The 25,352-nt window shown below is 35.6% G+C and carries 25 protein-coding genes and 1 pseudogene; 8 read left to right on the top strand and 18 right to left on the bottom strand.

Going from position 1 to position 25,352, the window contains the following annotated elements; all coding sequences use genetic code 11:
- Positions 1-65: 65 nt before the first annotated feature.
- Positions 66-1,082 (bottom strand): FAD:protein FMN transferase, encoded by a 1,017-nt coding sequence (locus tag RBR53_04745; protein MDY0131958.1) that lies wholly within the window; start codon positions 1,080-1,082, stop codon positions 66-68.
- A gap of 29 nt (positions 1,083-1,111) precedes the next feature.
- Here RBR53_04745 and RBR53_04740 point away from each other — a divergent pair, with 29 nt between their 5' ends.
- Positions 1,112-2,146, top strand: a complete 1,035-nt coding sequence (locus RBR53_04740) for a tRNA-dihydrouridine synthase family protein (protein MDY0131957.1) — start codon at positions 1,112-1,114, stop codon at positions 2,144-2,146.
- 12 nt (positions 2,147-2,158) lie between these two features.
- A complete protein-coding gene (locus RBR53_04735) occupies positions 2,159-2,530 on the top strand; it encodes a cereblon family protein (protein ID MDY0131956.1) in 372 nt (123 codons plus the stop codon).
- 124 nt (positions 2,531-2,654) lie between these two features.
- Here the strand turns inward: RBR53_04735 and RBR53_04730 are convergent, their stop codons facing one another.
- From RBR53_04730 to RBR53_04720, 3 genes are all read right to left on the bottom strand, one after another.
- Positions 2,655-2,930, bottom strand: a complete 276-nt coding sequence (locus RBR53_04730; protein ID MDY0131955.1) for a hypothetical protein — start codon at positions 2,928-2,930, stop codon at positions 2,655-2,657.
- A 58-nt stretch (positions 2,931-2,988) separates the two neighbouring features.
- Entirely contained in the window at positions 2,989-3,135 is a 147-nt protein-coding gene (locus RBR53_04725) for a hypothetical protein (GenBank protein ID MDY0131954.1), read from the bottom strand.
- 345 nt (positions 3,136-3,480) lie between these two features.
- The gene (locus RBR53_04720; GenBank protein MDY0131953.1) at positions 3,481-5,013 is read right to left on the bottom strand and encodes a YifB family Mg chelatase-like AAA ATPase; all 1,533 of its coding nucleotides are present in this window, start codon (positions 5,011-5,013) and stop codon (positions 3,481-3,483) included.
- Between the two features lie 168 nt (positions 5,014-5,181).
- Here RBR53_04720 and lpxC point away from each other — a divergent pair, with 168 nt between their 5' ends.
- Positions 5,182-6,060: a UDP-3-O-acyl-N-acetylglucosamine deacetylase gene (gene lpxC / locus RBR53_04715; GenBank protein ID MDY0131952.1), complete on the top strand. Its 879-nt coding sequence runs from the start codon at positions 5,182-5,184 to the stop codon at positions 6,058-6,060.
- Positions 6,061-6,186: 126 nt separating this feature from the next.
- Here the strand turns inward: lpxC and nrfD are convergent, their stop codons facing one another.
- The 6 genes from nrfD to RBR53_04685 are packed head-to-tail and all read right to left on the bottom strand — an operon-like array spanning position 6,187 to position 11,850.
- A complete protein-coding gene (gene nrfD, locus RBR53_04710) occupies positions 6,187-7,344 on the bottom strand; it encodes an NrfD/PsrC family molybdoenzyme membrane anchor subunit (GenBank protein MDY0131951.1) in 1,158 nt (385 codons plus the stop codon).
- Positions 7,345-7,354: 10 nt separating this feature from the next.
- A complete protein-coding gene (locus tag RBR53_04705; GenBank protein MDY0131950.1) occupies positions 7,355-8,149 on the bottom strand; it encodes a 4Fe-4S dicluster domain-containing protein in 795 nt (264 codons plus the stop codon).
- Positions 8,149-8,538, bottom strand: coding sequence for a sulfate reduction electron transfer complex DsrMKJOP subunit DsrJ (gene dsrJ, locus RBR53_04700; protein ID MDY0131949.1), 390 nt, complete (start codon positions 8,536-8,538; stop codon positions 8,149-8,151). Before dsrJ ends, RBR53_04705 begins: the two co-directional genes overlap by 1 nt.
- A complete protein-coding gene (locus RBR53_04695; GenBank protein MDY0131948.1) occupies positions 8,531-10,150 on the bottom strand; it encodes a (Fe-S)-binding protein in 1,620 nt (539 codons plus the stop codon). Before RBR53_04695 ends, dsrJ begins: the two co-directional genes overlap by 8 nt.
- 3 nt (positions 10,151-10,153) lie before the next feature.
- Complete coding sequence (gene dsrM / locus RBR53_04690) at positions 10,154-11,248, bottom strand: sulfate reduction electron transfer complex DsrMKJOP subunit DsrM (GenBank protein MDY0131947.1); 1,095 nt, start codon at positions 11,246-11,248, stop codon at positions 10,154-10,156.
- A 32-nt stretch (positions 11,249-11,280) separates the two neighbouring features.
- Positions 11,281-11,850 carry an RsbRD N-terminal domain-containing protein gene (locus RBR53_04685; GenBank protein MDY0131946.1) on the bottom strand — a complete coding sequence of 190 codons (570 nt, stop codon included), beginning with the start codon at positions 11,848-11,850 and terminating at the stop codon, positions 11,281-11,283.
- A gap of 199 nt (positions 11,851-12,049) precedes the next feature.
- Between RBR53_04685 and RBR53_04680 the strand changes: the two genes are divergently transcribed.
- Together RBR53_04680 and RBR53_04675 are read left to right on the top strand one after the other, a co-directional pair.
- Positions 12,050-12,388: a DUF4405 domain-containing protein gene (locus RBR53_04680; protein ID MDY0131945.1), complete on the top strand. Its 339-nt coding sequence runs from the start codon at positions 12,050-12,052 to the stop codon at positions 12,386-12,388.
- 1 nt (position 12,389) lies between these two features.
- A complete protein-coding gene (locus RBR53_04675) occupies positions 12,390-14,042 on the top strand; it encodes a YcaO-like family protein (protein ID MDY0131944.1) in 1,653 nt (550 codons plus the stop codon).
- A gap of 12 nt (positions 14,043-14,054) precedes the next feature.
- On the opposite strand, the gene RBR53_04670 is transcribed toward RBR53_04675, so the two are convergent.
- Both RBR53_04670 and RBR53_04665 read right to left on the bottom strand, forming a co-directional pair.
- A complete protein-coding gene (locus RBR53_04670) occupies positions 14,055-15,734 on the bottom strand; it encodes a response regulator (GenBank protein ID MDY0131943.1) in 1,680 nt (559 codons plus the stop codon).
- Positions 15,724-16,509, bottom strand: a complete 786-nt coding sequence (locus RBR53_04665; protein ID MDY0131942.1) for a sugar phosphate isomerase/epimerase family protein — start codon at positions 16,507-16,509, stop codon at positions 15,724-15,726. The genes RBR53_04670 and RBR53_04665 overlap by 11 nt, the downstream gene beginning before the upstream one ends.
- A gap of 101 nt (positions 16,510-16,610) precedes the next feature.
- Between RBR53_04665 and tatB the strand changes: the two genes are divergently transcribed.
- Both tatB and tatC read left to right on the top strand, forming a co-directional pair.
- Positions 16,611-16,832 (top strand): Sec-independent protein translocase protein TatB, encoded by a 222-nt coding sequence (tatB, locus tag RBR53_04660; protein MDY0131941.1) that lies wholly within the window; start codon positions 16,611-16,613, stop codon positions 16,830-16,832.
- Positions 16,819-17,547: a twin-arginine translocase subunit TatC gene (gene tatC / locus RBR53_04655; protein MDY0131940.1), complete on the top strand. Its 729-nt coding sequence runs from the start codon at positions 16,819-16,821 to the stop codon at positions 17,545-17,547. Before tatB ends, tatC begins: the two co-directional genes overlap by 14 nt.
- A 61-nt stretch (positions 17,548-17,608) precedes the next feature.
- On the opposite strand, the pseudogene prxU reads toward tatC, so the two are convergent.
- The 6 genes and pseudogenes from prxU to RBR53_04625 all read right to left on the bottom strand — a co-directional run bounded on the left by prxU (position 17,609) and on the right by RBR53_04625 (position 24,015).
- A pseudogene (prxU, locus tag RBR53_04650) lies at positions 17,609-18,337 on the bottom strand (thioredoxin-dependent peroxiredoxin).
- 320 nt (positions 18,338-18,657) lie between these two features.
- Positions 18,658-20,061 carry a cobyrinate a,c-diamide synthase gene (locus RBR53_04645; GenBank protein MDY0131939.1) on the bottom strand — a complete coding sequence of 468 codons (1,404 nt, stop codon included), beginning with the start codon at positions 20,059-20,061 and terminating at the stop codon, positions 18,658-18,660.
- A 24-nt stretch (positions 20,062-20,085) separates the two neighbouring features.
- Complete coding sequence (locus RBR53_04640; GenBank protein ID MDY0131938.1) at positions 20,086-20,313, bottom strand: dissimilatory sulfite reductase D family protein; 228 nt, start codon at positions 20,311-20,313, stop codon at positions 20,086-20,088.
- An 86-nt stretch (positions 20,314-20,399) separates the two neighbouring features.
- Entirely contained in the window at positions 20,400-21,548 is a 1,149-nt protein-coding gene (gene dsrB / locus RBR53_04635; protein MDY0131937.1) for a dissimilatory-type sulfite reductase subunit beta, read from the bottom strand.
- Between the two features lie 18 nt (positions 21,549-21,566).
- A complete protein-coding gene (gene dsrA, locus RBR53_04630) occupies positions 21,567-22,886 on the bottom strand; it encodes a dissimilatory-type sulfite reductase subunit alpha (protein MDY0131936.1) in 1,320 nt (439 codons plus the stop codon).
- 499 nt (positions 22,887-23,385) lie between these two features.
- Positions 23,386-24,015, bottom strand: a complete 630-nt coding sequence (locus RBR53_04625; protein ID MDY0131935.1) for a tetratricopeptide repeat protein — start codon at positions 24,013-24,015, stop codon at positions 23,386-23,388.
- Positions 24,016-24,264: 249 nt separating this feature from the next.
- Here RBR53_04625 and dapA point away from each other — a divergent pair, with 249 nt between their 5' ends.
- Complete coding sequence (gene dapA, locus RBR53_04620) at positions 24,265-25,302, top strand: 4-hydroxy-tetrahydrodipicolinate synthase (protein MDY0131934.1); 1,038 nt, start codon at positions 24,265-24,267, stop codon at positions 25,300-25,302.
- The last annotated feature ends 50 nt before the right edge of the window (positions 25,303-25,352 follow it).

Genomic DNA, 25,352 nt, shown 5'->3' with positions numbered 1-25,352 from the left:
CCGACAAACGACTATAATTTGTATACTGCAATAGTTTGTATGTAAAATATATCTACCCAGTCAAGTTATTTCGTTTTCAAAAATTCTTTAAAACCCTTTGAATAGCTAACTTTGAAACCATTTTTGCTTTCTATTGTCATACACTCTGTGTTTTCAAGAAGATTGCAAAGCTTAATTGCTTTGTTCGCTCCCATGGCAAGCATTCCAGTTGCAAGGCCATCTGAATAAGCACATGTTTTAGATATAACAGTAACACTTACAAGACAGGTGTCAGCAGGATATCCTGTTTTAGGGTTGATTATATGTGAGTACTTTTGTTTTCCCGATTTTACAAACTGCCTGTAAGTTCCACTGGTGGCAACCCCTAAATCAGAAATTTCAATTATATTTATCAATTCATCAAGCAAAGCACCTGAATCAGGAAGATTTATACCGATCTTCCATTTTTCTTTGTTTATATTTTTTCCTGATGCATAAATTTCTCCACCTATTTCAACCATAAAATCTTCAAATCCCAAACCTTTCAAATAATCTGAAACAAGATCAACCCCATAACCTTTTGCTATGGAGCCAAGATTCAAAGACACATTGTTTTTGGTTTTGCTTATTTTATTTTTATCAGGCATAATTTTTATTTTATCAAAGCCTGTGGTTGAAAGTTTTTTTTCCAGCTCTTTTTTATCAGGAAATTCAAATTCTTTTTTTCCGGTACCAAAACCCCATAAGTCAACAAGAGAGCCTATGGTTGCATCCCAATACCCTTCAGTGGAATCATAAATTTGTTGGCCCACTTTTAAAACATCTAAAAACTCATTCTCAATTGTCAGTTCAACGTTTTTTTCCAATCTGTTAAAAACAGAAATTGTACTTGAGCTGTCATAAATTGACATTGATGAATTGATTTTTCTTAAAATTTTGTCTATTTCACTTTTCAAGACTTGTCCTTCAGGGTATTTTTTTGTTCCAACAATTTTGATATTATAGGTTGTTCCCATTGTTTTACCTGAAATTTCAATCAGTCTTTTATCAGAACACCCAAAGAAAATAAAAACAAGAAGAACCAATAGAGATTTTTTTTTCATTAAAACACTCCTTAATAAAGACTAATAAAATGAACAACAACGAAGATACTAGAAAACTTTTAAATTCTCCAATTAATATTGGAAATAAAATCTTAAAAAACAGAATGATTCTTGCTCCAATGGCAGGAATAAACCATCTTGGATTCAGGAAAATAATAAGTTCTTTTGGAGGATATGGCCTTCTTTTTACAGGAATGCTCAACTCAAAGGCAGTTCCTACTGAAAAAATGGAAAATTCTAAGGTTCTTAAGTTTCACAAAGACGAGCTTAGCTCACTGGGTGCCCAAATATTTGGCAATGACCCTGAATTTATGGCAAAAGCCTCAAAAAGGTTGGAATCAGAAGGCTTTTTTTGTATTGATTTAAATTTTGGATGCTGTGTAAGCGCAATCTGCAATAAGGAGTACGGAGCAGCTCTCCTGAAAAAGCCTGAACTTGCAGAAAAAATAATTGAAAATGTAAAAAAAGCTGTTTCCTTTCCTGTTTTTGTAAAAATGAGAACAGGATGGACAGATGATATTGAAAATGCCGTCAACCTTGCCAAAAGATTTGAAAATTCAGGAGCTGATGCAATAACTTTTCATCCAAGAACTGCACCTGATAAAAGATCCAGGCCCCCAAAACATAAATATACAAAAATTATCAAAGAAAATGTAAAAATACCTGTATTTGCAAACGGAAATATATTCTCCCTTGATGATGCTTCAGAAGTTTTATCACTTACCCATTGCGACGGTGTATCTTTAGGAAGAATTGCCATTGCAAAACCCTGGATATTTGCTTCATGGACTCAGAATAAAAAATTTGATTATGATATTTATGAAAAAACTCTTAGAAAAGTTTTAGATGAATACAGCTTTTATTTTGGAGATAAATACGGAAAAAAACTTTTTATTAAGTTTTACAGTTATTTTTGTGCTAATTTTAAATTCGGCAATGAATTTTCAGGAATCTTTGAAAAAAAAGATAAAACAATTGAAGAAATGAAAAATGAGATTACAATGCTTTTTAAAAAGCATCCGGAAATAAGTGAAAAACCCAACTTAAATATTTTTTCAAAATAGCAAGAGATCTTAATGATAACATTATTTAAAGAACCAGAAGACAAAACCATAACCAGGACCAAAACAAAAAAATCAAGCTTTTATTCCAGGGCTTTGCTCTGCAAAAATTGTTTAAATGAAATTACAAGTGAAAACTTTGCCATAGAAAAAAACAATTCCCACACACATTCCTTTGCAAATCCCTATGGATATATTTTCACCATACGATGTTTTTCACTTGCACCCGGACTAATTTCTACAGGAGATTATTCCCCGGAATTTTCCTGGTTTAAAGATTATTCATGGAGAATTTGTGCCTGCATCAGGTGTATGACCCATTTTGGCTGGGAGTTTTCAAATTCAAGTTCATCTTTTTTTGGGCTTATTGACGACAAACTTATTTAATCCAACACTTTTGTATTTGAATTTAGAAATTGGAAAGTTATGGTTAGTTTAGGCAGGCTTCAAACTTGCTCAATTCAAAGCAATAAATAAAATTAATTTTATTTAAGAAGGACTAGAAAAAATATCAGGCAAAACCCTTATATGGTCTGAGCTTATCGTTTGGGTCTTTTATAAATATTATTGAAACACGCTTTTCCCCGGTCTTTTTCGATACAAAAAGTTCACTTACCTTGACAAGAGTCCATTTGATTGCAAAATTTATGGCCTCTTCTCTTTCATAAATTCCATACTGCTTCATCCATGAACACCTGGTCATCAGCGGAACTTCAGTATTATTATCCATAAAAAGAAAAACACCATTATCTGTTTGCTGGATAGTAGAATAATTATAAAACAGCATTGTAAATATCCAAACCAAATATGAAAAAGCGTGAATCAAAAAATAATAAATTAAATAGCTAACAAAGCCCTGCTGCTTTCTTTGCCGCAGTGCAAGTTTCTTTCTCTGCTTTTTCATACCACTCGAAATAACACACTTCCTTTTTCCCACTTTTTTTTTTCCGAGCGTCTTTACCAGCCTCAACTGCGGTTCTTGAAAAAAGCATACCCCCTCCTTGAAAAAGATAAAGTTTAGAAATCCCCCGAAATCTTCAAATTTGTTAGCATTTAATTATTGATAAGTAAAGGAGGCTTTTAAAATAAAATACAGATCTTTTTTTGCTAGCACAGGATAATTATTGGGGAATTGGAGGGGACTTTCGGATAATTCTTTCGTCAGGCGGGAAGAGATGGAAAGACGAAAGAATTATCCTTATTGGACTTTAAAGAATACGGGGGGATATTTTTAAATCCAGAACTTTAAATCTTTTTCAAACTTTATCCCACTTTCCAAAGCAATAGTCTATAGGGATAGAGGTTCAAATATCTGGGATTTTTTCCCATAAGCACCTTTAATCCCCTTGACGCACTGCACAAGACGCCAAGTTCACCCTGAACTGAAGAGACTCAGCAAGATGCTCCTTTTTTATAAACTCACTTTCTTCCATATCAGCTATGGTTCTTGCTGTTTTAAGAATCCTGTCCATTGCCCTGGCAGAAAATCTTAACTTTTCAAATGCCTTTTTTAAAATTTCATCTCCTTCTGAGTCCAGGGTACAAAACTTTTTTACCTCTCTTTTTTCCATTCCTGAATTTAACCTCAAACTGGAATCAAATCTTTGCCTTTGTATCTTCCTTGCCTTTAAAACATTTTGCTTCATTTCATCTGAGCTTCTTGACCTGGAATCATCAGAAAATTTTTCATAGGAAATATCGCTTACTTCCACTTGAATATCTATTCTGTCAATTACAGGGCCTGAAAGTTTATTTCTATATTTTTCTATTTGGGATCCAGTACACCTGCACTGATGAAACCTGCTAGTATAATAACCGCAAGGACATGGATTCATGGCTGCTATAAGCATGAAGTCAGCCGGAAACTCCAAAGAGCCCTCAGCTCTTGAGATTATAATTTTCTTTCCTTCAAGTGGCTGTCTAAGCATTTCAAGGTTGTCTCGCCTGAACTCACTAAATTCATCTAAAAATAAAATCCCCTTATGGGAAAGGGAAATTTCACCCGGCTTGGGAATCCTTCCCCCGCCTACAAGACCTGCATATGAAATGGTGTGGTGGGGAGCTCTGAAAGGACGCTTAGTTATAATTTCATTTGTTTGACTCATAAACCCGGCAGCAGAATAAACCAGACTCACTTCTAAAATTTCATCTTCCTCCATTTCAGGCATTATTGTGGGAACTCTTTTTGAGAGCATTGTCTTCCCGGCTCCAGGAGGCCCAGATAAAAGAATATTATGACCTCCTCCAGCTGCTATTTCAAAAGCCCTTTTTGCATATTCCTGACCTTTGACTTCGCTAAAATCAATTTTTTCCTCAAAAGTTTCCTTTGCTACCTCCAAAATTACTTCTTCCGGTTTTTTTTCACCCCTTATTATGGCAACAGCTTCAGATAAAGAGGAAACAGGAATTACTTCAACACTGCCTATTATTTTTGCTTCTGCTCCGTTTTCCCTGGGAACAATAATTCCTTTAAACTTCTCTTCCCTGGATAAAACTGCTCCGGCAAGTATCCCGGGCTGGGCTTTTACTCTTCCGTCAAGGGAAAGCTCGCCACGAATCAAAAACTTATTTATTTTTTGATTTTCAATAACTCCTGAACTACAAAGAATCCCCAATGCTATGGGAAGATCAAATCCAGCACCTTCTTTTTTTATATCAGCAGGAGAAAGATTAACTGTTATTCTGCCAAGAGGAAACCTGAATCCAGAGTTTTTGATTGCAGCTCTTACCCTGTCCTTACTTTCCCTTACTGCAGCTTCAGGAAGTCCTACAATCTGAAAGCTGGAAAGTCCTTTTGAAACATCAACTTCAGTATCTACATGAATTGCCTTGACCCCGAATAAAGTCCAGGCATTAATTTTTGAAATCAAGAAATACTCCTGTAAATGTAAAAATTCTATTTTTAGTTTGTGATATTTATCATTAATCCTTTTGACTTACACTCATTTATTAAGTTATAAATCTTTCTACTCAATGAACAAATAAGCTTAATTCTTAATTAAGCCCGATTCTACACCAAATAATTGTCCGGAGCAAAGATGCCTCAAAATAAAAATATAAAAATTTACCAGCATACTGTAAACAAAGAAATCAAATTTTATGGTAAAGGAGTGCACTCTGGAAAAGATGTAACCCTTTTTATTCAACCGGGGGAACCAAATTCAGGCATCCAGTTTTTCAGAACAGATCTGCCCGGTCACACCGGAATAAAGGCAATCTTCAAAAATGTTACTGATACAAGTCTTGCCACTGTGATTGGAAACGGAGAAATTATAATTTCCACCATAGAACATCTCATGGCTGCTTTTTCTGCCATTGGTGTTGATAACGCCAAGGTTTTAATTGATAATTACGAACTTCCCATAATGGACGGAAGCTCCTATGTTTTTGCCAATAAAATTTTAAACTCGGGCCTTGAGCAACAGCCTTTTCCAAGACATTATCTTGTAATTAAAAACACAGTTGAACTTAAAGAAGAAGGTAAATTTGTTGGAGCCTATCCTGATAATTCTTACAAAATTACCTGCAAAATTGATTTTACAAACCCTGTGGTCGGAGTTCAGGAATTCACAGCGGAAATAACACCAGAAAATTTTCTTAAAAAAATAAGCAAAGCCAGAACCTTTGGATTTATGTCTGATGTTCAGACCATGAATATGCTTGGACTGGGAAGGGGCGGTTCCCTTGACACTGCTGTTGTTGTTGACGGAAATAAAATTTTAAATCCTGAAGGGCTGAGATATCCAGATGAATTTGTAAGACATAAAATGCTTGACTGCGTAGGTGATTTTTCTCTTATAGGGATGCCTTTGCTTGGCCATATTAAAACATTTAAGTCAGGCCACGAGTTTCATAGGAGATTTCTTGATCTTCTTTTCTCAAAAAAAGACTGCTGGGAAACAAAAACATTTGTGTAGTTTACAACCTGTATAAAACCAACCTGATTTTATTAATTCATCCATCCATCCATAAAAATCATAAAAAAAAAGGCGCCCGAAAACTCAGACGCCTTGATTTTTAAACGTTTAAATTATCTAAACTAACTATGCCCCAACTTCTTCCTTAACTGCAGTTGCAATTTTGAAAAGGACTGTAATTATTAAAAGACCAATGGCATATATGCCTATGGAGATCATAATTTCAAGCCCTGTTGGTGAGTACTCTGTAATATGATTTAAAGGTGTGGGGTTAAAACCACCTGTGATAAGCCCCATTCCCTTGTCAATCCATGCACCGATAAAAACCATTGAGCATGTGATTGGAAGAAGAAATCTGTTTGTTCTCAGCCTTGGAATAACAAGAAATAAAATTCCAAACCCCATTAAAAACATTGAGGCCCACATCCATGGAACTATAGCATTTTTTCCGTCAATTCCCTGAAAAAAGAACTGAAATGTTTCCATATGGTGAGGGTTTTGGCTGTAAAATGTTACAAAAACTTCACAAAGGAAAAAGAACACATTGGCAATAAGCGCATAGCATACAATTTTAGAAAGTGTATCTATGGCCTTGTCGCCCGGATCAAACTTTGTTGTCTTCTGTACTATAAGAGCAAGAATTATAAGAAGAGCTGGTCCTGCAGCAAAAGCCGATGCAAGAAATCTAGGTGCAAGTATTGCTGTAAGCCAATAACCTCTTCCGGGAAGACCACAATAAAGATAAGCTGTTACTGTATGGATTCCCACTGCCATTGGAATTGAAACATAAGCTAAAAACTTAACCCACTTTTTGTAGGATACACCGTTTCTTTCAGCCTGAAGAACATTCCATCCAACAACTATATTAATTAAAAGGTAGCCGTTTAATACTACCATATCCCAAAACAGCATTGATCTTGGGCTATAATGAATAATAACATTAAAAAGTCTTGAAGGGTATCCAAGGTCAACAATAATAAACAAAAGGCACATAACAATAGTACCTATTGCCAAAAACTCCCCAAGAACTGTAATTCTTCCGAAATCTTTGTAATTGTGGATATAAAAAGGAAGAACCACCATTACACCACCTGCCGCCACTCCAACAAGAAAAGTAAACTGGGCAATATAAAAGCCCCAGGATACGTCACGACTTAAGCCTGTGACGCCAAGACCAATATTAAGCTGCTGCAGATAAGCTATGAACGCCCCTCCTATAAGAAGCAGGAGGAACCCTATCCAGATTCCGTATTTTTTACTTCCACTAAGTGCTTTTTCCAGCATGTTAACCACCTCACACTATGTAGTAGACGCATGGACCTGTACCAAGACTTGTCCTGCGTCTGATTGTAAAATTGGATTTCAATAGCCTGCGAACATCTGATTTCGGGTCTTCAAGATCACCAAAAGCAATTGCACCATCAGAAGCTTCAACACAATACGGTGCCTTTCCTTCTGCAAGCCTTTCATCACAAAGATTGCACTTTTCAACCACTCCAACCTGTCTTGTTGGATAATCAGGATTCATATTTTCTATATGAAGCCTTGGGTTAAAAAAGTTAAAACTCCTTGAGCCATAAGGACAGGCTGCCATACAAAAGCGGCAACCTATGCAACGATGAAAATCCATCATCACTATCCCATCATCACGCTTAAATGTTGCTTTTGTAGGGCAAACGCGTACACAAGGAGGATTCTCACAATGATTGCAAAGAGTCAAGATGTTGAGATCGCTTAGTTTATCGGCCAGATACTTATTTTCCTTTTCAGGAAAAACATTGTGGAACTTTTCTGACCAAATCCATTTTATTTCTTTGTTTTTATCAGGAATTTCAGGGACATTGTGGTTCAGATGGCATGCCTTCTGAATTTTTTCCACTCTTTTGTCGTTAAGTTTTCTTGTATCTATTACAATGGCCCATCTTTTAGCTGACAAAGCTTTGGGCAAATGCTCAAACTGTGTATTTCCTGAAACATTTTTATCGCTTTTAACAACTGCCGAAGCAAAAACATTGACTGCTGATCCTGCTCCAAGACCCAGAGCAGAAACACCGGCAATTTTCAAAAAGCGTCTTCTGCTTTTCTTCATCACTTATTCTCCTTTGGATCAATATGACATTCCCAGCAATAAGGATCAATAGCAACATAATCATGGCATTTATCACAAAAATCAGCTTTTGATTCATGACAGCCAAGACAGGAGTCTATTCCTGTTGAAAGGCTCATGTTAAACTTTTCACCTTTGCTGTTTATATAAATTCTTTCACCGTCTCTAACTACAGTATCTCTGAATATATCAAGAATCTGCATATGGTTTGCAGCCATATTATCCTCAATACAATAACCAGCCTTCAGTGCTTTTTCAGAAAGAATAGGCTCAGGAGCAGGTTTCATATTACCGGCATTAATAAAGAACGGAATGCTTATAATTCCAACAAATATTATAAATCCCGCTAGGACTTTGACTTTATCACTCATCATCACCCTCCGCATTTCCATTTCCTAAAGGTTCAAAACGCAGGTTGGTTTCCCTTGGGATTTCGCCGTCAAAAACGAGAGCATTTCCCACAAGTTCATGAAGACCTGTAACATCAACTCCTGGAACCCAATAATCCATCAGTGGAGGAAGAGCTGCTCTGTCAATGGCACAAACACATGATAACATATTCACCCCGTATTTATCATGAACATATTTAACAGCATTGGCTCTTGGGAAACCTCCTCTCATACGGAGCTCCATAATTTCTTCAGTATTTAATCCAGACCCGCTACCGCAGCAGAAAGTCTCTTCGCGAATTGTCTTTTCAGGCATTTCATAAAAGTTATTACATACATTCTTAAGAACATATCTTGGCTCATCAAGAAGACCCATGGCTCTGGCCGGGTTACATGAATCATGGTAAGTAACTTTTAAATGATCATTTCTTGAAGGATCAAGCTTTAATTTATTGTGCTTAATAAGGTCAGCTGTAAACTCAGCAATATGAACCATTTTAGTTGAGCGTGCATTTTCAAACACAGTACCAGTGATTGGACTTTTTGGGACTTCCAGAAAATCAGCAGGCCCGTTCATTGTATCCATATACTGATTTATAACCCTCCACATATGACCGCACTCACCGCCTAAAATATATTTTACTCCAAGTCTTTCAGCTTCATGATACATTTTTGCATTAAGTTTCTTCATCATATCAGAAGATGTGAAAAGACCGAAGTTACCGCCTTCTGACGCATAGGTACTCAAAGTGTAATCAAGGCCGATTGCCTCGAAAAGCATGAGGTAACCCATAAATGTGTATGTTCCAGGATCAGCAAAAGCATCTCCTGAAGGAGCTACAAACAAAATTTCTGCACCTTTGCGGTTAAAGCTAGGTGTAATTGCTCTCCCTGTGATTTCTTCTATATCATCACTGAAAAACTCCACTATCTCTTTAAAGTTCTGGGGCTGAATACCAAGATGGTTCCCAGTTTTTGAACAATTTGCTACAGGCTCTTTGATCCAGTTAATGCTAAGACCAAGAAGGTTTAAAAGCTCCCTTCCCATCATTGTTATTTCAGCAGTGTCAATTCCATAAGGACAATATACAGAACAGCGGCGACATTCTGTGCACTGATAAAAATAAGAAAACCACTCTTTAATCACTTCTGGAGTAAGCTCCCTTGCACCGGAAAATTTGCCAAGAATTTTACCGGCTGTTGTAAAATCTTTTCTATAAACTGATCTTAAAAGTTCTGCCCTTAAAACAGGCATATTTTTAGGATCGCCGGAACCTATATAAAAATGACATTTATCAGCACAAGCTCCGCATCTAACACAAACATCCATCATAATCTTCAGGGTACGATACTTATCAAGTCTCTCCCTGAATCCTTCATGAATTATCTCTTTCCAATTTGAAGGAAGCGTCCAGTCATCATCGGCAGGAGACCACTCCCTTGCATGGGGAATACCTAAATATTCAAGATTTCTAGGTTTCGCCGGATAGCAAAAACTGCCGTCCTCAAAATCAACAGGTACATCCATCCATGATTTCTCTGGAATAGTCCTGTCAATTTGAATTAGCTCTTCAGGTTTTGGAATATCTACCATTTCCTACTCCTTCTTCTCTACAGGAAGTCCGGCTTCAATCATTTTATCCCGGAACTCATTTTCGTAGTCCTCATAAGTTACAAATTCCAAAGCAGGATTCCACGGGTTGACATGTCTTTTTGCACGGTTGTTATTAGCAAGATTCCTTGTTGGGCTCAAAAATATTCCGCCTGAGTGCATAAGCTTACTAAACGGAAAATACATGAAAAGAACACTTACAAAGAAAATATGGACATAAAAAACACCGCCTACAGTCTCTGGTAGAGATGCAGGATGAAATGTTGCAAGTCCCATGGTAAATTCTTTTACTGCAGTGATATCCATTTTGCCGAAATATCTCATCCATATTCCTGTGAAAGCTATAACTCCAATCACAAGAAGTGGGAAATAATCAGCTGCTAGAGACACATACCTTACCTGTGGGATTACCAGTCTTCTTATAAAAAGAAAAAAAACACCTACTAAAAGCATAAAACCTGAAAGCAGTACAACAGGAAGTCCTATTTGAAGGAGCCCGTCTATTGTTTCAAGGAATTTAATTGCAGCAGGTACAGGTTCGAGAAAAAACCTCAAATGTCTTACAAGCACAGCTAAAAATGAATAATGAAAAATTAAAGCAAACAGCCAAAGCCAGATTTCAAGATTAAATACCAGTCTCCCTTCCCTTACTTCATTCTTTGTGTTTCTAAACAAAGATCTGAAAAGCAGGATTTCAAGCATCATTCTTGCGATAACCCCTTTTGTATCTGAAGGGTTATCAATTTTTGAATGCTTAATCCAAGGTAAAGACTTTCCCTGTCCGCATGTTGTAGGAATACGAAACGGAACCGGAGACTTAACCCAGCCAAATAACTTGAATGCGACCCCAATCAAAAAAACCAATAGTGCGGCGTAGGGTATTAATACCCCAAAAAACAAGGTCATTCCTGGTCCTGCAGTATATGCAAGTAGCGCAAGAACAGCCACCACCGCCGTTGAGAAGCCCAGATGTTGTTTCCACATTGCCTTTACACCTCTCTTTTTGGCAGCAAAATTAAACTTAACTCCTCGGTACCTGAAAATTATTTTTTTCCCTTTAAGTTTTAATTTTTCAGACACCAAACCCTAACCTAATTTATAAAAAAACAGCTCTACTGCTGTTCAAAACCACCTTTTTTAAACACCTCATGGGGGATTATTTCTGTGCCTACTTCTTCAACTTCAGCCAAAATGTTTTTTGCTTTTAATATATTTAATGTTCTTTCTTTAACATGCCTTGCTTTCAGCTCAAATATTTTTTCCCTGGATTTCATATAAACTTGAAACCCGATTAAGGCAGTCATATCTATTTTTTTGGAAAACTCGTCAAGTTCAGAATAAAAATTACTTAAATCATCTTTAAATTCCTGCCTTAAAATCTCTTTTAAGGAAAATAAAAAGGCAACTGCTTTCCCTGGACCAAATTCCTGAACTGCACCTATTCTCATTATAGGGTCGATCAACTCCTGAACCTTGTCATAATCCGGGGATGTTTTTAAAATTTCTTTAAGAAGAAGTTTTATTGACTCCCTTATATTAACTCCAACAGGGTTCATAAAAAGATCGTTCTTCCTAGCAAGAAATTTGTTTTTGTCGTTTGGATATGAAGCTAACACTGCATCAAACCACTTTAATGCAATTTTTGAATGGATTGATTCCATATGTTTTTCTAAATTGGTCATTATTTTGCAGTTACCCCCAAATAATTATTTAAATTTACCCTCTAAACTTGCGATTTATAGGAAAGATGGTATTTTCTGTCAAGGAAACATATAAAATTTAACAAAAAGAAACAACATAAATCTTATGAAAATAAGATTCCTAGCTTTTTAAGTAGCCCTGAAAAATATAGTTTATGCAATCAAAAATGAGGAGAATTAAATGAAACTATCCCGAATTAAATTTTTTACAAGCTCAGCTTTGTATCTTACTTTTTCAACCCTTTTTTTTACAGGTTTTTTTCTTTATGCCGTTATTCCGTCAGGAAACTGTTACCACACTTTTTTCCTTGGATTAGCAAGATATGAATGGAAGAATATTCATTCCTTTTTTGGTGCAGCTTCTTTACTTTTAATATGCTTACATGTTTTTTTAAACCTAAGTGTGGTTAAGTCAATGATAAAAAAAGAGTTGGCTGGTAAGCCCATACTTACAGTAATTTTGGCCTTGGGATTTATTCCCCTCACAATTATTTCTCTTATTGTAAGATGGATCGTTTAAAATGATTAATTACAAAATAAAACTAGAAAACACTTCTTTATCAATAGGTTATTTTGCTCCTATCCCTGATGAGATAACTAATCTTGACCAAGGCCTTTCATATATTATTGAAAACAAATTTGATTCTTTTATGAGAAACTACCTTATTTCTCTTTTTTTAAAGCTTGATAAAGAAAGTCAAAAAAACTTCCTTAAAACAATTTCTCTATCCACAAAACCGGAAATAAAATCTTTTGAATCAGAAATTTTGTTCCTTCAAAATAAATTAACTTCGGAAGAAAACAAGTTTTCATCCCACTCCCCTCTTATTTACCTTAAAACTCTTAATAATGAGAATCTAAAAGAACATAATTTTTTTTCATTTTGGATGAGGAAAAATACCGAGGAACATCTTTTTGTTAATGAAATTTGCCCTGATTTTATTCCTGATGAAGATAAAATTTTCTTTAATTTTTCAATTGATGAAATAAAAAACAACTTTGACAAAAAAGAAAACTCAACAAAAAATAAAAACTTTGATTTTTTTGAAAATGTTCTTTCAAAATTCAATTCTCTTGGAATTTCCAGTGGCAATGAAATGCGACATTTCAATTGCCTTTCTCCCCATGGAATACTTAGAAAATGGTATATGAAAACTAAGGTAAAAACCAAAAAAGCAGATTTTACTTTCCAAGGAATTCAAACCAGCTATGGGAAAGGCTTAGAGCTTGAGAACGCAAGAATCTCATGCCTGATGGAAATGAGTGAAAGAAAGGCATCTTTTGTTTCAGTTGAAAACATGAAAATAAAGGACAAAAAGAATCATTCAGACCTTGTCAAAATGAGCTTATCCCAGGGCCTTTCAAAAGGATTAAATATTCTTGACCCAAACTCTTTGAGACTTGAGGCTCCATACATGGATGATCCTCTTTATTGGATAAAAGCAAAAGAATTGACAAGTCCTGGCAATGAAGAAGAAATTTACATCCCGGCCCAAATTTCATTCTTATTTTTAAATCTTGATGAACCAGACCTTTTTTCATCCCTGGATTCAACCGGACTTGCTTCAGGGGACAGTGAGGAAAGGGCAAAACTGGCTGGAATACTTGAAGCAGTTGAAAGAGACAGTGAGTTTATTTCTCCATTTGACCCTGATTTTTGCTTTAAACTTAAATCAAGAACAAGTGAAATAAATAATTTGTTGAACTTTTATAAATCCAGAGGAATTGACTTCTTTTTTCAATCCATTGAAAGTGAAACCGGAATACCCTGCTTTAGAGCTTTTGTTTACGGAAATGACGGTGCAATTCACAAAGGCTGCAGTGCAGATCTAAATTCAAAAAAAGCCTTGCTTGATGCCTTGTTTGAAGTCCCTTACCCTATTTCAAACAATCCTCCTTCAAAAAAAATCACTTATCCTCTAAAAGAAGTGTTTTTTGAAGATCTTCCAGATTATTCAACAGGTGAAATAAAAACAGACCTTGAAATGCTTGAAAATTATTTTTATATGAACAAAATTAAAATAATTTATTCAGAACTTACCCAGGCATCCCTTGAAATCCCTGTGTTTAAAACAATTATTCCAGGTTTTGAACTTAATGGAGACTTTGATAATTATCACAGGGTAAGCAAAAGACAATTTAATAAATTTAAAAAAATTTTTAAAATAAAATAAAAAACATAAGTCTTAGTCTAGATTTGATTGTTCAAGGCATCCAGCAATAGAATCTATCAAATCCTTTGCATTAAAAGGCTTTGAGATATAGTCACTCATTCCTGCTTCAAGGCATCTACTTTTATCTTCTGCCATTCCATGGGCTGTAATTGCTATTATAGGAACAGCCCTTATAGAATTTTCCCTTTCAAAGTCCCTGATCAACCTTGTTGCTTCAACTCCATTGATAACAGGCATTTGAACATCCATCAAAATAATATCAAACTGGTTTTTTTGAACCAGCTCAAAAGCTTCTGCCCCGTTTTGAGCAACCTTAATTTCAGGATCAATTTTTTCAAGAAACCTTATTGCCAGCTCCAAATTGACCTCATTATCTTCTGCAATCAAAACCCTGATTTTATTGTTGTTTTGTTTTTTCCAATGCCTGATAAAAGAAAGGCCGTCTTTTTTTAAGACCTTGGTATTTATTTTAGTATTCATCTGCCTTGAATAGTTTTTGTTAAACTCAATAAAAGGAAGTTGAAAACTAAATTCCGAACCCTTGCCCTCAAGGCTTTCAACTTTTAAGAAACCTCCGCTTAAATTTATCAGTTCCCTTGTAATAGTAAGGCCAAGACCGGTTCCCCCAAATTTTCTTGATATTGAATTATCAGCCTGTGAAAAACTTTCAAATATTTTTTCAATATTTTCTTCTGAAATCCCAATACCTGTATCGCTGATTTTAAAATTGATATTTTTGTTTTTCCCCTTGGCAGAAAGCCTTACCAAAACAACTATCCCTCCTTTTTGGGTAAACTTGACCGCATTGCCGATTATGTTAAAAAGTATTTGCTGAAGCCTGAGTTCATCTGAGATGATTATTTCAGGAATTGCAGTGTCTATATCTATTTCAAAATAAAGACTTTTCTCTTTTATAGAAGCCATTAGAGTTTCTTTGATATTTTCAATTAGGCTCCTTAAATCAACTGGTTCTGTTCTTAAAATAAGCTGCCCTGATTCAATCTTAGAAAAATCCAAAATATCATTTATAATTCCAACCAAAGTATTTGAAGATTTTAATATAACTTCAACTTGTTTTTTTTGCTCATCATTGAGCTCTGTTTCTTTTAAAAGATTTGCCATCCCAACAATCCCGCCCATAGGAGTTCTGATTTCATGACTCATATTGGCTAAAAACCTACTTTTTGACTCACTTGCGGCCTCTGCCTGGTCTTTGGCGTATTTAAGGGCTTTTTCCGTTTTTTTTCTTGATGAAATATCTCTGGTAATCCCCCTGAAACCTGTGATTTTGCCTTTGTTATCTTTTATTAAAGAAACAGAGGTTTCCAGATAAATCAAATCTCCATTTTTATTAAAAGCCTCATAGGAAACTCCTTTTTGAGGGACTCCTGTAAGAAACACTTCATTATACTTATCAAAAAGATGTTTGGCTCCCTCAGGGGTCATTGTGAAACTGTAATTTGTCCCAATCACCTCATCAGCAGAATATCCAAAGATTTTTTCAATGGGTTTGGTAATTAAAGTTCCTTTACCTTCCAGATCTACTTCATAATATCCATCCTCAACCTCATCAAGGATATCCCTATAACGCTTTAGATCCAAAGAAGCTTTATTCATTCTGCAAAACACAAAAATAAAAGCATAAATAATAAGAAAAAAACCAAAAGCAATTAAAAACATCTCAGAAAACATTGTTTTTCTCCAACCAGTCAAAGCATGGGAAAAGATCTTCTTCTCTATGAGGTTCCAAGGTTATCCTCAACCTGTCTAAATTATGATTTAAAAATTTTTTAAGCGGATCAAAATTTATTTTCCCTTTTCCCGGAGGAAGATGCAAATCATTTTTACCATCATTATCATGCAAATGAATTTCTTTTATAAACTCCCCGGTTTTTTCAAGCCAGATTTCAAGAGATTCTGTTCCAAAGGCAAAATGATGGCCTGTATCAAAACAAAATCCTCCATTATTTTCATTTACTACTTCAAGTAAAGGTAAAATTTCTTGAGGATTTCTTTCATAAACATTTTCAAGCAAAAGGCTGATATTTTTTTCTGTTGTTTGTTTTGAAAGTTCAAAATAAAACTCGCAACTTCTTTTAACCCATTCATCCTTTAAAAAGCCATGTCTTTTATAATCATAACCCGGATGAATTACAATTGATGATGCATTTAAGATTTGTGCGTAATCAAGGGACTTGTAGATTCTTTTTATACTGATTTCCCTTATTAATTCATCTGTTGATACTGGATTCAAATCAAAAAATGGACCATGGGCTGTAACCTTAAGCCCTTTTTTTCTAAATTTTTCTGAAATTTTCTTAATTTCCTCAATATCCATTTTGTCTAAAACAAAGGAATCTATCCCAAATTCTGGATTAAGTCCTATTTCAAGATATTTTTCCAAATAATCATCAATCATTCTAAGAGGAAGGTTAACCTGAACTTTTTTTATAATATCTTTTTTCATAATTATGATTTATACCTTTAATCTGTTTGGATTATTGACAAGCTTGGTTTTAAGAAGTAGTAGTTTTTTTTAAAAATTTAAAGAACTTTTTAGGTGAATTTATGTTTGGAATAGGAATGCCAGAAATTTTAATCATTTTAGCCGTGGCTCTTATTGTAATCGGACCCAAAAAACTTCCTGATCTTGCAAAAACCCTTGGAAAAGCCTTTGGAGAATTTAAACGTTCAATAAACGAAATCAAGGAAACAGTTGAAGTGGAACCTGAACTTGAGAAAAAACTGAAGTCCGAGGAAAATTCAAAAGAAAAAAATGAATCAGAATAAAGAAAAAATAAACTTAACAGATCATTTAACAGAATTAAGATCAAGGTTGATTAAATGTTTTTTTGCAATCAGTGCCGGCTTTGTAGGATCATATTTTTTTAAAGAAAAGATCTTCTTTTTCTTAATCAAACCTTTAAGGCAAGCTCTTGAAGAAAATGGGCAACTTATATTCACATCTCTTCCTGAAGCTTTTTTCACTTATATTAAAACTGCCCTTTTTTCAGGAATAATAATCTCTTTACCTTTTGTCCTCTATCAATTCTGGCTTTTTGTTTCCCCGGGTCTTTATTCAAAGGAAAAAAAAGCTGTAATTATTCTTACAATACTTTCAATTGTTTTTTTTAGTGCAGGTGCTTCATTTGCCTATTTTATTGTATTCCCTTACGGATTTAATTTTCTTTTGGGATTTGCCAATGAAAATATCAAAGCACTTCCCTCAATGAAAGAATATTTTTCATTTGCAGCAAAACTTTTGTTTGCATTTGGTCTTTCTTTTCAACTTCCTCTTGTTTTGAGCGGGCTTTCTAAAATGGGAATTGTTTCACCCAAATTTTTAAAAAAACAAAGAAAATATGCAATTTTGATTTTTTTTGTTTTTGCAGCTATTATAACTCCCCCGGATGTTGTCACCCAGATTATGATGGCAGTCCCTATGATTTTACTTTATGAACTGGGAATTTTAGGAGCAATTGTATTTGCCAAAAAAAAAGACTAAATCCCCTAAAAAATTCAGGCGGTTAATAAAACCGCCTGAGGAAATAAACTATAGTTTTTACTTATTCAGATTTCATACCTGGCTTCCAGACTTCCCATACTTTACCCACCAATTCAGGGCTGGGCTTTAAAGTTATTTTCCCTGGCTCCCAGCCTGAAGGAGTAGCTTCGCCGCCTTTTGTTTTTCTTATATGTTGAAAAGCCTTTATCTGCCGAATTGTTTCAGAAACATTCCTGCCCACAGGAGGAGTTAAAACCTCGTATCCCTGAACTATTCCATCAGGATCAATTATAAACCTTCCTCTGTTTTCAACACCGGCATCTTCATCATATACACCATAAACAGAACCTACTCTTCCTCCGCCATCTGAAAGCATAGGAAAAGGAACTCCACCTTCAACCATTTTTGAAATTTCATGGTCGTTCCACATTTTATGAACAAACATACTATCAACGCTCATTGAAAACACCTCAACTCCAAGCTCCTGAAATTCTTTGTATTTATCGGCGACCGCCGAAATTTCTGTAGCTCAGACAAAGGTAAAATCACCTGGATAAAAACAAAGGATCACCCATTTACCAAGATAATCTGACAACTTAACGTTTGTAAACTAACCCTTATGATATGCCGGAGAAACAAAATCCGGAGCTTTTTTACCAACCTGTATCATTTTTTTCTCCTTAAAATTGTTTTTTTCTTGATGATTTACTTCCAAAGTTTTTTCAACTTCAGAATCTGGTTCAACCCCTCCTACAGGCCTTGCACAACCAATCACATTTTCTTCTGCCATTATCCCTCCTTGGAAAATGATTTAGTCATTTCTAATTAATTTCTTAACACAAGTTATCAATAATGATTCTTCTTAGCACCTAGATTATCAATGTTTTTGAATTAATCAATAAGTTTTTTGAAAAAGAATATTAAAGCCAAGTAAAACACTTTGATCTAATAGTAAACGATTCAATGGCTTTCCAGAAGAAGGTCAACAAAAAAACAACTAAGCCTTTAAGATAAGGAAATTATATCAAACTGTTTAGGATAATCATTTTTTTTAGATTAGTGAAAAAATAGGCAAAAAGAAAGGTTAAATTCTGGAACAAATTAAATGTTTTAGGCTTTTTTATATTTTTCTGCAGCAGTTACCATGGCTTCTGCCCAGGAGGGGGAACCAAAAGCATGAAGGTGAATAAATGAAGCCAAAGTATTCTTCTTTGTTATTCCGTCCATATTGTCGATTATACCTACGCCTCTGTCCAATTCATAGGAGAAGCAGGGATCCTTTTCCATATTTTTAACAATCTTGGAATATCTAAATTCATGGCCTTTAAGATGAGTACCTTTTTCAATAAAGGGATTTTCCTGTTTAACAACAGCATCAACATACCCATGACCCTGGGGTTTTTTCGAAATTGTAAAACTCATATCAAAAAAAGAACACATCTCGTATTCGTTTTCTTCAAGAATTATGGATTTTCCCAGATACATCAACCCCCCGCACTCTGCATATACAGGAAGACCATTATCAGCTTTTTCTTTTATAGACTTTCTCATGGTTATATTTTCAGAAAGTTCCTTTGCAAAACATTCTGGAAATCCCCCCCCTATATATAATGCATGGAGGTTGTCAGGAAGAAACTTATCTTCCATGGCATTGATTTTGATAAGATTTGCTCCATACTTTTCAAGAATAAGTATATTTTCAGGATAATAAAATTGGAAAGAATTATCGATGATAATGCCGATATTAACTTCTTCAAAGCTTTTACCAGACATTAAGACCTCGTAAGGCGATTTTTCAAAGGAAATAGAATTTTTAGACTTTGAAATGGATAATATTTTATCAATGTCAAGATTTTCTTTGATTATCCTCCCAGTATCTTCAATAATAAGAGAAGCCATCTTGTTTTCACAAGTTGGTACAAGTCCCATATGCCTTTCGGAAAAATCAAATTTCTTTACTTTAGGAAGAGCACCAATAACTTGAACATCAGTATAATGCTCAACAGCTTTTGTAAGCTTGCCTGCATGTCTTGGCCCTGCAACTCTATTGAAAATCACTCCTGAAAGTTCAAGTTCAGGATCAAAGGCTCTTAGTCCCATAACAATTGCAGCTATTGTCATTGTACATTTTGTGCAGTCAATACAGACGATTACAGGAGAATTAAGGAGCTTTGCTATTTCTGCAGTACTGGTAAGTCCATCAACATCTATTGAATCAAAAAGCCCTCGGTTCCCTTCAATAAGTGCAAAATCAGAGCCCTGGGAATGATAACCAAAAGATTGTTTAACAATTTCATTGGTACACATATACGTGTCCAAATTATAGCAATGCCGGCCTGAGGCAAGAGCCAACCAGCCGGCATCAATATAATCAGGACCCTTCTTAAAAGGAGATACTTTTTTACCAATGCCTCTGAGTAAAGACACGAGTCCAAGAGATACAAAGGTTTTACCTGAACCACCTCTTAAACCTGCAATTGTAACTAAAGAACTACACTCTGAATTTTTAGGCATTACTAAAAAGCTCCAGAAAGAATACTACCCAAGGTCACCCATTCCTTTTAGGCCGTACATAGTTGTACTTCCACTTGACCAGTACTCAAGAACACCTTCGCTAACCATTTCATTAACAAGTTTTTTAACTGTTCTCGGGCTTTCACCAGGAAACATTTTTGAAAGGTCATTAAAGTAAAATTTTGATTTGGATTTTGATTTTTTTGTCAATTCTTCAACTATAATATCTTTTGCATTATCTGGAAGTGCCATAATTTCCTCCTTAATCAGGAAAAATAATTCAGCCGGAGGTTAAAAAACCTCCGGCTAGATATAAAAATCTTTAACTCAGAACTTGATTAGAACTTGAACTGAGTAGTCTGACGCCATGTATAGTAAGCATGGTCACGGAAATCGTCGATAAGGTGATGGGTAAAATCAATTTCACACTTATCAAAGAAACGCTCCCAGCCAATTCTTTCTGCCCAGTCGCCAACTCTTTCGTATTTTCTTGCGTCGTTAGCATAAGCTTCTACAATTCTACTAATTGTATCAGTTGTGCTTTTCCATCTTGGAGCTTCGTTTGGAAGAAAACTAACAACAACTTTAGAAAATTTTGGTCTACTAATACGGTTTGAAACCTTACCGCCTACCATTAGAACAATACCGTCACCTTCTGTATCAGCAAGAGGCATTGAAGGACACATTGTATAGCAGTTACCACAATACATACAACGATCGTTGTTAACTGCAAGTGATTTGTATTCTGTTCCATCCCCAGCAACATGCTTTGCAGGTCTGATAGCATTAGTAGGACATGATGCAACAGCAAGGGGAATTTCACAGTTTTTGCTTACGTATTCGTGGTCAATCATTGGAGGTTTTCTGTGATATCCAAGAATAGCTATGTCTGAACAATGAACTGCACCACACATATTAAGACAGCAAGCAAGGGAAACTCTAAGCTGTGCAGGAAGTCTGTGGTCCTGAAAATCTTTAAACAGTGCATCCATAGTAGCTTTAACAGGGCCAGATGCATCAGTAGCAGGGGTATGACAATGAATCCATCCCTGTGTATGAACGATGTTGGTTACACCTGCACCAGTACCGCCGATTGGAAACTTGAAGGAGCCACCAGGAAATTTTCTTGAAGCAAGATCCTTTTTTAACCCTTCAACTTTATCCTTTGAATCAACCATAAATTCGATGTTGTTACGTGTGGTGAAACGAAGATGTCCATCACAATGCTTGTCAGCAATTTCACATATTTCACGAATATGGGTAACACTCATAAGACGAGCACCACCTACACGTACTGTATAAACTTCGTCTCCGGTTTCTGAAACATGAACCAGTACACCCGGCTCAAGTATTTCATGGTATAGCCACTTACCTTTGTTGGCTTTAATGACCGGAGGATAAAACTCTTCAAAATGCCTTGGACCGATATCTGTGATACGGTTTTCCATTGGCTTATCGGGATTGTAACCTGAAGATACAAATGCCATTTATATTTCCTCCCTATCTTATCTCTGATGATATTTTCTAAATTCGTTGATATCTCTTTCCCATCCGCCAGGTACTTCTTCTTCTTTCCAAAAGATGTATGGGTTTTCACGGGGATGTAACACATGACGTGAATCAGCTTCCATATCACAAGCTTCAAGAAGTCCCTGGAAGCTTAAGCGACGGATAGTTTCACCAAGACGCTCACGGTTTCTACCTTCTACCATCCACCAGTCCCAAATCTTATCAATTAGGTCAATGATTGCTTCATAATCATTGTCAGGATTGACCTCAATAAAAGGAACAAGAAGTGAACCCATCTGCTGACCATCAAGAATAGGAGCTTTTGCACCAACAAGAACTGAGGCTCCTGTATCTTCGCCGATTCTCAAGGCACGAGGCATTACGTTGATACAATGCATACAACGATTACATTCTTTATTATTGATTTTAAGCTCTTTCCCGTCCATCCACATACACTCGGTAGGACAAAGACCAATAACATCTTTCTCGATATCAAACTTACCCCAATCACGGCCTGAATGTGCACCACCATCAGCAACGAGTTCGCCACCGATATAAGCCTGCACTGCTTCCTGATCAATTCTTATATCGTCTTTCCAAGTTCCAACAAAAGCCATGTCAGAGCGTGCCATTGCAGCAACACAACCATTTGGGCATCCGTCAAACTTAAATTTAAACTTATAAGGGAAAGCAGGACGATGAAGCTCATCCTGGAATTCCATTGTCAAGAAATGACATAGTGAGTTTGTGTCATAACATGAATATTCACATCTTGAAGAACCTATACAATCCGCTGGTGTTCTAAGGTTTGAGCCTGAACCGCCAAGGTCTGTGTCATATTTATGAGTAAGTTCAAAGAAAATTTCTTCGAGCTGCTCAGTTCTTGTACCAAGAAAAACAATATCGCCTGTTGCACCATGCATGTTTGTAAGTCCTGAACCACGCATCTCCCACACACCCATAAGCTGATTAAGATATTCGGTTGTGTAGTACTTGCCTGCAGGCTGATTAACACGTACTGTATGAAAGTGTGCTACACCAGGAAACACTTCTGGCTGGTCGCAATAACGGCCTATAACCCCGCCGCCATAACCAAAAACACCAACAATACCGCCGTGCTTCCAATGAGTTCTTCCATGCTTGTAGGAAAGCTCAAGAACACCAAGTAAATCATCCACAACATCTACGGGAACCTGATATTCAACATTATTCACATTTTTAGCTCTTGCTTCCGCTTCTTGCTTCATGTCAGAAACAAAACTTGGCCATGGACCGGATTCTAGTTGATCCAGCATGGGAGTTTCGTGTTTTGCCATCGCCTTACCTCCATAAAGATAAAGATTGATTAATTATATACTTAATTCACTTTTCAAGTACTTAAATATAAAGTACATGCTTCTAAAATAAACAAATAAGAAGTTTTTCTATTACTAAAAAAACCTGAACTTGCGTTCTCAAACTTAAACCCCTGAAATTATGGTTAAAACAAAACTAAACCACAGAGCCTGGACTAAAAGCTTAACTTAAACATCAGACCTTAAAGAGCGTCAATTAAATACTGTCAGTTTAAAGATATAGGACGAATGAGTTTTCTTGTCAATACAAAAGCAAAAAGTCTATTATCCTGATTAAATATTAATCTTCAAAAAACTAAAATATTTTTAAGCTTAAATTTTATTTACTAGTTCACGATGAGATTCTTAATTTAAAAAAAGCAACCTTAAAAAAACTATGCTACAGACGATATTAAGTTCGTTTTAAGGTACTGAACAAAAAATTAAATTTTGTTCAGTGCCTAATTAAGTGACCAAATCTTTATTTAGATTTCAGTTCTTTTAGTTCCTCTAAAATTTTTTCAGGAACCTCATATCCCATTGAAGCTGCCTTTTCGATATTTTCAGAGGCAAGACCGACTTCACCCTTTTCAAGGTAACCTAATCCTAAATTATAATAAGAAACCGGAAATTCAGGCTGAATTTCTATGGCTTTCTTATTTGCCTCTATACTCTCATCAACAAGGCCTTTCATGAGATAGGCGTTTCCAAGAGTTGTATATGCCTGCACAAACTTGGAGTTATATACAATTGCTTTTTGAAGGTTTTTTATTGCCTCTTCAACCTCCCCCTGCTGAAGATGAAAAAAACCTAGATTAGCATATCCAGGAGCAAACCCAGCCCTTACCTTTATCGAGGATTTATTGTAATAAATCGCTCCTTCAAGATCCCCTCTTTGCATACATATAGCACCAAGCTGAACATAAGCTTCAGCCAGTGAAGGAGAACAATCTAGTGCGGTATGAAGTTCAGCCTCAGCTTCATCCAATTTTTTAAGTCCCATCAAAGCTACAGCAAGATTATAATGAGAGTTTCCGCAGTCGGGATTTTGAGCAATCGCTCCCCTTTGAATTGCTATATATTCATCAACATCTCTTGCGATTGGTGCCATCTTTCCTCCGTCATAAAAATTATTTGTTTTAGGACAAATTTATCTTCACTGTCCTTTTCTTGTTTTTTGATTCAACTTGAATTAAAGTGTTTTATTCAAATACGGATTTTAAATATTGCAATTATTCAGATAATTTCAAGTATAAATCTTTATTATATTTTTTTTATTTGGTTAGAGTTGTAAATCTGGAAAACTTATGTTAAAGCCAATAAAAATTGTAACTATATCAAATTATTATATGGAGATATTATGATACCAGGCTGCTATACGGCATTAGCAACTCCTTTTGCACAAGACGGATCCCTTGATTTAAAAGGTTTAGACAAACTTATAGACTTTCAGCTTAAAAACAATATAACTGGAATTCTTGCTGTTGGAACAACAGGCGAAAGCCCGACTCTTAAATGGGAAGAACACAACAAGGTAATTGAAATTACAGCACAGAAAACAAAAGGAAAATGTATATGCATAGCAGGAACAGGGAGTAACAACACTGACGAAGCTCTAAACGCATCCCAACGTGCTGTTAAATCCGGGGCTCAGGCTCTTCTCCTTGTAGATCCTTACTACAACAACCCAGGCTCAATGAGTATAAGAAAAGAATATCTAGAACCTATTGCAAAACAATGTCCGGATACAACAATAATTCCATATGTTATTCCAGGAAGAACTGGCAGCAAGCTCCTCCCCGAAGATATTGCCATTGCAAATAAAAACTGCCCAAACATTTCATGTGTCAAAGAAGCTACCGGCGACATTGAAAATATGAAAAGAACAAGAAAAGTCTGTGGAGATGAATTCAAAATTTATTCAGGAGATGACTCCCTTGGATTTGAGCTCATGTCAAACCCACAGATTAAAGGTTCAGGAATCATTTCTGTGGCATCAAATATAATCCCTTATTTTCTAACAGAGTTAACAATGGAATTATCTAAGGGAAACAATAATAATGCATTAAAAATTCTAAAAGAGATTGAACCTCTTTTTCAGCTGGTTGCTGTAATAACTTATGAAAATACCCCCTATGGTGAAGTTGAATTTAAGCAAAAAAACCCTCTTCCAATTAAAACACTTATGGGAATTTTAGGTATGCCCGGTGGTCAATGCAGAAGGCCTCTTGGCAAAATGTCTCCCAAAGGGGCTGAAAAAGTTCTTGAAATTGCAAAAGGAACATTCAAAAAATCACCTCATATTTTCAACCCCATTTCAGATTTTTTTGATGTTGATATTGAAAAGAGACTGAATTCTCCAGATCTTTTCCAACACCTTATTTATCAGGATATTTAAACAACCTAAAGACCGGTATTACCGGTCTTTAAGTTCTCTTCCAGAGTTCC

It is taken from the genome of Desulforegulaceae bacterium, from assembly GCA_034006035.1.
In the GTDB taxonomy this organism is placed as follows: Bacteria; Desulfobacterota; Desulfobacteria; order Desulfobacterales; family JACKCP01; genus JACKCP01.
Note: the sequence above shows the minus strand (reverse complement) of the source record. Positions and strands in the feature narration are given on the sequence as shown.

Bases quoted from the DNA above. Each gene is read 5' to 3' on its own strand.
- dapA (MDY0131934.1), top strand. From the start codon at position 24,265: ATGATACCAGGCTGCTATACGGCATTAGCAACTCCTTTTGCACAAGAC.
- RBR53_04730 (MDY0131955.1), bottom strand. From the start codon at position 2,930: ATGCTGTTTTATAATTATTCTACTATCCAGCAAACAGATAATGGTGTT.
- dsrB (MDY0131937.1), bottom strand. From the start codon at position 21,548: ATGGCATTTGTATCTTCAGGTTACAATCCCGATAAGCCAATGGAAAAC.
- RBR53_04670 (MDY0131943.1), bottom strand. From the start codon at position 15,734: ATGTTTTCTGAGATGTTTTTAATTGCTTTTGGTTTTTTTCTTATTATT.
- RBR53_04675 (MDY0131944.1), top strand. From the start codon at position 12,390: ATGATTAATTACAAAATAAAACTAGAAAACACTTCTTTATCAATAGGT.
- RBR53_04640 (MDY0131938.1), bottom strand. From the start codon at position 20,313: ATGGCACTTCCAGATAATGCAAAAGATATTATAGTTGAAGAATTGACA.
- RBR53_04665 (MDY0131942.1), bottom strand. From the start codon at position 16,509: ATGAAAAAAGATATTATAAAAAAAGTTCAGGTTAACCTTCCTCTTAGA.
- RBR53_04645 (MDY0131939.1), bottom strand. From the start codon at position 20,061: ATGCCTAAAAATTCAGAGTGTAGTTCTTTAGTTACAATTGCAGGTTTA.
- RBR53_04705 (MDY0131950.1), bottom strand. From the start codon at position 8,149: ATGAAGAAAAGCAGAAGACGCTTTTTGAAAATTGCCGGTGTTTCTGCT.
- lpxC (MDY0131952.1), top strand. From the start codon at position 5,182: ATGCCTCAAAATAAAAATATAAAAATTTACCAGCATACTGTAAACAAA.
- RBR53_04680 (MDY0131945.1), top strand. From the start codon at position 12,050: ATGAAACTATCCCGAATTAAATTTTTTACAAGCTCAGCTTTGTATCTT.
- nrfD (MDY0131951.1), bottom strand. From the start codon at position 7,344: ATGCTGGAAAAAGCACTTAGTGGAAGTAAAAAATACGGAATCTGGATA.
- dsrA (MDY0131936.1), bottom strand. From the start codon at position 22,886: ATGGCAAAACACGAAACTCCCATGCTGGATCAACTAGAATCCGGTCCA.
- dsrJ (MDY0131949.1), bottom strand. From the start codon at position 8,538: ATGAGTGATAAAGTCAAAGTCCTAGCGGGATTTATAATATTTGTTGGA.
- tatC (MDY0131940.1), top strand. From the start codon at position 16,819: ATGAATCAGAATAAAGAAAAAATAAACTTAACAGATCATTTAACAGAA.
- tatB (MDY0131941.1), top strand. From the start codon at position 16,611: ATGTTTGGAATAGGAATGCCAGAAATTTTAATCATTTTAGCCGTGGCT.
- RBR53_04725 (MDY0131954.1), bottom strand. From the start codon at position 3,135: ATGCTTTTTTCAAGAACCGCAGTTGAGGCTGGTAAAGACGCTCGGAAA.
- RBR53_04740 (MDY0131957.1), top strand. From the start codon at position 1,112: ATGAACAACAACGAAGATACTAGAAAACTTTTAAATTCTCCAATTAAT.
- RBR53_04685 (MDY0131946.1), bottom strand. From the start codon at position 11,850: ATGACCAATTTAGAAAAACATATGGAATCAATCCATTCAAAAATTGCA.
- RBR53_04695 (MDY0131948.1), bottom strand. From the start codon at position 10,150: ATGGTAGATATTCCAAAACCTGAAGAGCTAATTCAAATTGACAGGACT.
- RBR53_04735 (MDY0131956.1), top strand. From the start codon at position 2,159: ATGATAACATTATTTAAAGAACCAGAAGACAAAACCATAACCAGGACC.
- RBR53_04625 (MDY0131935.1), bottom strand. From the start codon at position 24,015: ATGGCACCAATCGCAAGAGATGTTGATGAATATATAGCAATTCAAAGG.
- RBR53_04745 (MDY0131958.1), bottom strand. From the start codon at position 1,082: ATGAAAAAAAAATCTCTATTGGTTCTTCTTGTTTTTATTTTCTTTGGG.